Consider the following 6,215-nt stretch of genomic DNA (forward strand, 5'->3'; position numbering starts at 1 on the left):
CCGGGTAGTCAGAAGTCAGGGCAGAGGTGCTCGTGCACCGCGGTGTTGATCCGGCGGCCGGTGTCCGGGGTGGCGATCTCCGGGAGCCGCGTCGAGACCGTGAACCGGTCCAGTGCCAGTTCCGCGAGCTTTGCCTCGTCGTCTGGGTGCCTCTTGATGCTCCCGCACTGGTTCAACCCCCGGCTAACGGCCTGGTCCTCCTTGTTCGGCTTGATGATGCGCACGTCGATGGCGTTCAACGCGGCCAGATAGTCGGCGCGTGCGCCCGGCTTCGGGCTGGGCGGCAGGCCGGCCGCCTCACGAATCTTGTCCATGTCGACCGTGGGGCTGGCCTTCGGAGGGGCGCTTGTCGGGGCGGCAGTGCGTGACGGAGTCGGCTTCATCGAGGGCGCGATGGCCGGCTTGCTCAGCGTGGGCGACTCCGCCACGGCCGTCGCCTTGTCGCTGCTGCTCGTCTTGTCGGTGTCCTGGGGTCCGACGATGAGGCCGAGGATGATGAGSAAGCCGAACACGCCGCCAATGCTGATGCCCGCGATTGCCCAGCCGTTGAGGCCCTTCTTCGGGGGCGGCGGGGGCTGGTACGGGGCCGGCCCGCCGGTGTACGGCTGCTGGKGGTAGCCGTAGCCCGGCTGGGGGCCGTGCGGCGGCTGGTGGGGCTGCTGAGGGTGTGTCACGGGGCCTTCTCGGGGGCGTGGTTGCCGTGGCGGGGCGCGGCAGGGGTACGGGTGATGGATGGTGGGACACCCGGTAAGCCGGGATGGTTGCGTTACTAGCGGGTTCAAGAGATTCGCCGGTTTCCGGTCACGCTGGGGGCCGGCCGAACATCTGATGAAGCAGGGCGCAGAGAGAGATTGCGGCCGCCGCCTGCTCTGGGAAGAGTCCGCAGAGCAGGACGAGGAGGGCGGTAGACAGGACAACGGGGGCGCCGGGGTGGCTGAACAGCATCGGTCCGCTTTCTCTTGAGGGGGTGGTGGGTGATGATGCGGGTGTTCAACCAGTCCCGGCAGTGCAGGGGCTAGCGGGGGCGTCGTAGCTTCGACACCTTTGGCGCCCCCGCGTTCAGAACCTACCGCAGGGCTCATGGCGTACGCAATGGGTTAGCGGGTGTTGGTCATGACGGCGCCCCCGACTCCACAGAGCCGGGGGCACCGCAACTCACTCAAGGAGCGAGGAAGAATTCCTGCGCAGCTGCCTTCTTCCGGACGGCTCCGTCTCGCGTCAGAAGCCTGATGTGCTGGGCCATCGTGTTCAGCGGGATCCGGAGGCTTGCCGCGGCCAGCGCAGCAGTGAACGGCCGCACTTCGAAGTGATGCCTCAGCAGGACGAGAGTCAGCCGATGCCCGCGGAGACCCTCACCAGAGAACTCGCGCGGATCCACGACCACAGTCCTACCGTCCAGCCTCGCAACCAGGTTCTCCTGGAAGTCCAACCGGCTGAGCGCCGTGTCCACGGCCATGACGGGCATCGAGTACCGGTCGGACAGCGAGCCCATCGACGGCATGACCGTCCATTGCGGAAACACGCCCGCACGGATGTCGTGGGCCAATACCCGAACAGCGTTTTGAATCTTCCGCTCCGCCTCGGGGTCGGCATGGCGCCTCACCGTGCTCGGTACCTCGTTCCGGTAAATCCCGCTGAGGTGTCTGTCGTAGCGAGGCTTCTCGGCCTCCAGCGCCGCCAGTTCGGCCGCCTCGGCCGTTGCCCGGTCACCCACCCACTCGACTTCAGTTCGTGCCACGTCCAGCCACCAGTGCTGGGTCCGCCGGTGTTGGGCCCACCGCTGCTTCGGGTCGTGCGTTACGCCGAGGTACAGGAGTTCCCCGGTGGCTCCGTAGAAGCGGTAGAGGGCGTTCTCGGGATGCTGCTCTCGAGGGCTCACGCGGGGACGTCCTCTCGGCAGTCGATGCAGACCGTTGTCGAGCTTCCAGCCGGGATGGGTCGGCCGCAGTCGTTGCACTCGGGCCGCAAGCCTTCCGAGTGGTCCACGACCGTCTTGGGTCGCTGCGCGGGAACCGTAGCGCCGACCACTGACACTGCCGGCAGATTCTCCGGCTCAAGGCGATGCCGGTAGACCGCCGACAGGGACTTGGCGTTGGTGGTCTCCTCGGTCAGCTGCTTGTGCAGCTTGCCGTCTGTCCAACCCGCAGCAAAGGCATCAGCCACCTGGCGAATGAGGTGGGCCCGCTGCTTCGGCCCCGGGGTACGGCCGCGGTACGGAAGGGTGTCCACAAATGCTGCCGCTGCACTGTTCTGGTCTTGCTGCTGCGGAGCGTTCCCTCCTCCTCCCGAGACCGGATCGGCGGCCTGCTGGTGGGCAGCGGAGGGGTGGGGGGAGGTGGTCTTCTTCCCTTTGGTCTCATTGGAATTGGTCTTCTTATGCGGGCGATCGACCATCGTAGGTTCAGCCATCGAAGGTTCAGCCACCGGTGGAGAATCATCCGTAGGTTCTGACCTGCGTAGATCGACTCCCGAGAGGCCCAGGATGGCCTCAGGCTGGTCGGTGATGTAGTACGCGGATGAGCCGAGGGTGCCGTCCCTGCGGCGCTCCCTGTCCCGCTTCAGGTAGCCGTAGCGCTCCAGATTCCGCAGTGCCGTTTTGATGCCGGAGACGCCATCCGTGCAGCACGTTGCGAGGGACTCGGGGGTCACGCCCCAGCCATCCCGGTGCGTCGAGATGAGCCCGAAGAGCCCCTTGTCCTTGAGTGACAGCCGAGGGTCGCGGAAGAGGGCGTTGCGGATCTGGGTGAATGCGTCGCCAGCCATCGGGCCTCGACGAATGCGGCCAAAGGTCACCGTGTACCGCCCAGCATGCGGACGATCACAGAGTGTGTGCTTGCGGCGGTACTGCGTGGTAGGGGTACCCTCACTGCGAGGACCTTCCATCTGAGTGGAGCGTTCTTGGGCAGCGGATGGGTAGTCCGCTGTGATGCCTGAAACGGCCGGCCGGTGGGAGCTGCGAACTTCCTGGTCGGCCGTTTGCTTTTTTGCTTCGGTGGCTGCGATCACCGAAGTAGCCAGCACGTTGTTGCGTCGGGAGGTCTTGCTAGGGCCCGCCGCGCGGTCTGGCCCGCGGCCCCTTGTCAGGACCGCGCCCGGTGACAGGGTTCTTCTCGAAGAACGCCAGGAACGGCTCGGTCTCCATGACCTCGGCGTTCGCCAGGCTCCAGTACGGGTGCGGCCGATCGGGCCCGAAGGGCCAGTCAGGGTGCAGGGAAAGGCGTCGAACGCCTTCCTTGCTCATGCTCCTGACCAGCTTGAGGCGCACCAGGAGCTGCGCTCCACTGGCAAAGGTCACCACGGGCGGGATGCGGGTCAGAGTGCGAGGGTCGGGGGTCCTCACCGGGGCCCCTGAAGGTGTGCGGGCGTATCGCCAACAAGTACAGTCATGCCGACGGCCTTCCGTGGTGTTGGTGGGTTCGTCACTGCTGCCGGTTTCGCAGACCGGTGGTGCAAGGACGGCCGGGCGGGGTGTAGTGACCCCCTCGGCCGTTCGTGCGTCCAGACTGGGTGCCAGAACGCATCAGATTCAGGTCTTCAACAGCTCCTTCATGGATGAGCGCCTGTAGCCGTCAGTCCTGCGGACGCAACGAAGTTGTCCACCGGAGGATCGTCGACCCCTCGGCCACCTTCACTGCGACCTCAACGACTCGGCCATCCTCCAACGTCACGGTCCGGACGACCTGCGTAACCACAACCTCGGCTGCGGTGAGGCCAAGAGTTTCCTTCTCGGCCGTTGTCGCAAGCCGGCTGGTGACCTCTTCCAGCACCTGGTCCTGAGCGACACCCAGACGTTCCGCGGCAAGCTCCCGTGAGGCTCCAGTGGAGACCGACTGCTGGAGCTCGGGGGTAACTGCGATCACGTAGGCCGGGTAGTAGCTGCTGCTCAGGTGGACAGGCACACCGTCACGGCTGACGACCCTGCGGCGCACCTGTACGGGTGTGCCGGGCGGGACCTCAAGCCTGGGTGCGACCAGTGCATCGGCCCCCACGGTGCCAACCTCGAGGATTCGCGAGGACTCGCCTCCATCGAGAGCGCTACCTGTAGCGGCGTGCAGAGCGACTCGGGTCCCGATGTTGTTGCTGACCGGTGAGGCCACCACGGTCTTACGGCCAGGCCTGACGAGAACCAGGCCTTCCATCTTGAGGACCCGGTATGCGCGATTGACGGTCGTATGCGCTACTCCGAACTGGGTGGCGGCTTCGTCGTAGCTTGGCATCTCGTCGCCAGGACGGAGCGTTCCGTCCTGGATCTGCTGACGGAACTTCGCTGCGATCTCCGCGTATCCAGGGGTCTCGCGCATGGACTGCCTCCTCTCGTTGGTGAGTGCTGCACACCCCTTTGTGTGCAGCGGTGTACGTCTGAGGGTAAACCAACGGAAGACCTTGCGCTAGTACTAGCGCTAAGGGTCGAGGGTGCACTACATTGAGGTTGTCGGAAGCGGCGGAGTCCCAAGAACGCCGAGAGGCCCAGGTGCGCATACACCCAGGCCTCTCAGGGACTCCAAAGAGCCCGACGAACCGTCCCACCTGCGCATACAGGAGGCCGATCCGCATGAGTCACGGTATCGGAAGCACCACTGTCCGTCCCACCCACCTCTCCCAGGCCGATGAGGCGCTGCGGCGGGTCCGTTTTGCGGACTCCCGCCCCCCGCTCGCTGGCATGGCCGTGGTCCACCTCGGTCACCACCAGGCCCCGGCCGTCGGCACCACCATCGACCGTGTCCACGCTGGCGCGACCGTGTCCGCCACGGTCACCCTCCGGTCCATCCGCCCCACCCACAGCGGGCGCGCTGCCGGAGTCGTTACCGCCCTGGCCGGCGGCAAGTCGACCATCGTCACCTTCTCCGCCGACGCCTACCGGCGGCACGCCCGGATCCTCACCCCCGGCACCCGCCTCATCGTCCGCGGCCAGGTCACGGACATCGACCGGCAGCGCGTCCTCGACGTGCGTGCCGCGGTGGAGGTGACGGTCTGATGGACGACCTGCTCTTCGTCGAGACCGAGTTCCCCGCCCTCCGCGCCCTCGGCTCCCTCTTCACCTCCTACGGCATCGTCGGCCTTTTCTCCGGCCGCATGGACCGGTGGATCGCCTACGGCTACCTCGCCGCCGGATGCTTCTTCTCCGGCCTCCTGTCCACGATCAACGAGTCGTGGGCCATGGCCGCCCTCGGCGCCGGGATGGCCGCGTTCTACTCGAACGGCTGGTGGCACGGCGGCGGGGACCGACAGGTCGCCACCCTCCTGCGCGACCTGCGGGACGGCGGTGCCCGATGACCGGCAGCCTGCCCCCCGAGGTAGACCCCCTGCTCGTCGCCGCGATCGAGGACCACTTCGACGCCGTCGACCCCCAGTCCTACCTCGACGACGTGTGGGCAGCCACCGACCGCACCAAGGCCATCAACGCCTTCCAGGACATGGTCACCGGTGAGATCGGGGACCTGCCATGAACGGCCGGGTGACCCACACGGTCATGGACGACGAGCTTGCCGGACTCCTCGAAGACCTCGACGGTCTCTCCTGGGTCCCGGGCGTCGACCTGATCTTGGCTGGGATCCGCGAAGCCGCCACGGCAGCCACCGACGGCCGGCTCGACACCGACACCACCTCCACCCTGTTGTCGGCCATCGCGAACCCGCACGGCCCCGACCTCACTGCCGCGCTCGCCCACCTCGCACAGCACCTCACCTCCACCCAGAACCGGGCCCTTGACCAGCTCGACCCCCACACGGCGAAGAAGGTCGCCGAGCTCGGCGAACGACACGCCCACGACACCGCCCTCTACGCCCCGAAGGACGGCCCGAACGAGGCCGCCGGCCTCATCTACCCCTCCACCTGACCACCCCCGAGCGGGGCCCCGCGACCGACGCGACACGGCCGGGGCCCCGCACCCCGAGGAGCAGCCCATGGACAACCAGCAGATCGAAACATTCAACGCCGGCTACGGACCCCGCTACCGCGTCACCAACGACCCCGGCAGCCTCCTCGACCGCACCGAGTTCACCACCGAAGCCAAAGCCGAAGCCCGACTCCAGCACCTCCGCACCGCCGCCGCCACCCGACCCGACAGGAGCACCCAGTGACTGCCGCCGAGTACCGCGCCCAGAACGGCGACCCCGCCGGCTGGACCGCCACCCAGCACGAGATCTACGAGCACCTCGCCGAAACCCAGGCCCCCACCCCCGAGCAGCGCGCGGCCGCGGACCGGCTCCGCACCC

The 6,215-nt window shown here is 67.2% G+C and carries 10 protein-coding genes; 5 read left to right on the plus strand and 5 right to left on the minus strand.

Going from position 1 to position 6,215, the window contains the following annotated elements:
- Positions 1-8 precede the first annotated feature (8 nt).
- The 5 genes from EAO77_RS27870 to EAO77_RS27890 all read right to left on the minus strand — a co-directional run bounded on the left by EAO77_RS27870 (position 9) and on the right by EAO77_RS27890 (position 4,301).
- The gene (locus EAO77_RS27870) at positions 9-674 is read right to left on the minus strand and encodes a hypothetical protein (RefSeq protein WP_147991095.1); all 666 of its coding nucleotides are present in this window, start codon (positions 672-674) and stop codon (positions 9-11) included.
- A gap of 485 nt (positions 675-1,159) precedes the next feature.
- Positions 1,160-1,879 (minus strand): GIY-YIG nuclease family protein, encoded by a 720-nt coding sequence (locus EAO77_RS27875; RefSeq protein ID WP_147991096.1) that lies wholly within the window; start codon positions 1,877-1,879, stop codon positions 1,160-1,162.
- Positions 1,876-3,006 carry a helix-turn-helix domain-containing protein gene (locus EAO77_RS27880; protein WP_147991097.1) on the minus strand — a complete coding sequence of 377 codons (1,131 nt, stop codon included), beginning with the start codon at positions 3,004-3,006 and terminating at the stop codon, positions 1,876-1,878. The genes EAO77_RS27875 and EAO77_RS27880 overlap by 4 nt, the downstream gene beginning before the upstream one ends.
- Before the next feature lie 37 nt (positions 3,007-3,043).
- Positions 3,044-3,295, minus strand: coding sequence for a hypothetical protein (locus EAO77_RS27885; protein ID WP_147991098.1), 252 nt, complete (start codon positions 3,293-3,295; stop codon positions 3,044-3,046).
- A gap of 274 nt (positions 3,296-3,569) precedes the next feature.
- Complete coding sequence (locus EAO77_RS27890; RefSeq protein ID WP_147991099.1) at positions 3,570-4,301, minus strand: GntR family transcriptional regulator; 732 nt, start codon at positions 4,299-4,301, stop codon at positions 3,570-3,572.
- A 251-nt stretch (positions 4,302-4,552) separates the two neighbouring features.
- On the opposite strand from EAO77_RS27890, the gene EAO77_RS27895 reads away from it, so the two are divergent.
- The 5 genes from EAO77_RS27895 (at position 4,553) to EAO77_RS38920 (ending at position 6,080) form a co-directional block, all read left to right on the plus strand.
- A complete protein-coding gene (locus tag EAO77_RS27895; protein WP_147991100.1) occupies positions 4,553-4,975 on the plus strand; it encodes a hypothetical protein in 423 nt (140 codons plus the stop codon).
- Complete coding sequence (locus EAO77_RS27900) at positions 4,975-5,274, plus strand: hypothetical protein (protein ID WP_147991101.1); 300 nt, start codon at positions 4,975-4,977, stop codon at positions 5,272-5,274. Before EAO77_RS27895 ends, EAO77_RS27900 begins: the two co-directional genes overlap by 1 nt.
- Complete coding sequence (locus tag EAO77_RS38915) at positions 5,271-5,447, plus strand: hypothetical protein (RefSeq protein ID WP_187283441.1); 177 nt, start codon at positions 5,271-5,273, stop codon at positions 5,445-5,447. Before EAO77_RS27900 ends, EAO77_RS38915 begins: the two co-directional genes overlap by 4 nt.
- The gene (locus EAO77_RS27905) at positions 5,444-5,836 is read left to right on the plus strand and encodes a hypothetical protein (RefSeq protein WP_147991102.1); all 393 of its coding nucleotides are present in this window, start codon (positions 5,444-5,446) and stop codon (positions 5,834-5,836) included. Before EAO77_RS38915 ends, EAO77_RS27905 begins: the two co-directional genes overlap by 4 nt.
- Positions 5,837-5,903: 67 nt before the next feature.
- Positions 5,904-6,080 (plus strand): hypothetical protein, encoded by a 177-nt coding sequence (locus EAO77_RS38920; RefSeq protein ID WP_187283442.1) that lies wholly within the window; start codon positions 5,904-5,906, stop codon positions 6,078-6,080.
- Positions 6,081-6,215: the final 135 nt, after the last annotated feature.

Source organism: Streptomyces sp. T39, from assembly GCF_008042045.1.
Classification (GTDB): domain Bacteria; phylum Actinomycetota; class Actinomycetes; order Streptomycetales; family Streptomycetaceae; genus Streptomyces.

Bases quoted from the DNA above. Each gene is read 5' to 3' on its own strand.
- EAO77_RS38915 (WP_187283441.1), top strand. From the start codon at position 5,271: ATGACCGGCAGCCTGCCCCCCGAGGTAGACCCCCTGCTCGTCGCCGCG.
- EAO77_RS27900 (WP_147991101.1), top strand. From the start codon at position 4,975: ATGGACGACCTGCTCTTCGTCGAGACCGAGTTCCCCGCCCTCCGCGCC.
- EAO77_RS27905 (WP_147991102.1), top strand. From the start codon at position 5,444: ATGAACGGCCGGGTGACCCACACGGTCATGGACGACGAGCTTGCCGGA.
- EAO77_RS38920 (WP_187283442.1), top strand. From the start codon at position 5,904: ATGGACAACCAGCAGATCGAAACATTCAACGCCGGCTACGGACCCCGC.
- EAO77_RS27890 (WP_147991099.1), bottom strand. From the start codon at position 4,301: ATGCGCGAGACCCCTGGATACGCGGAGATCGCAGCGAAGTTCCGTCAG.
- EAO77_RS27895 (WP_147991100.1), top strand. From the start codon at position 4,553: ATGAGTCACGGTATCGGAAGCACCACTGTCCGTCCCACCCACCTCTCC.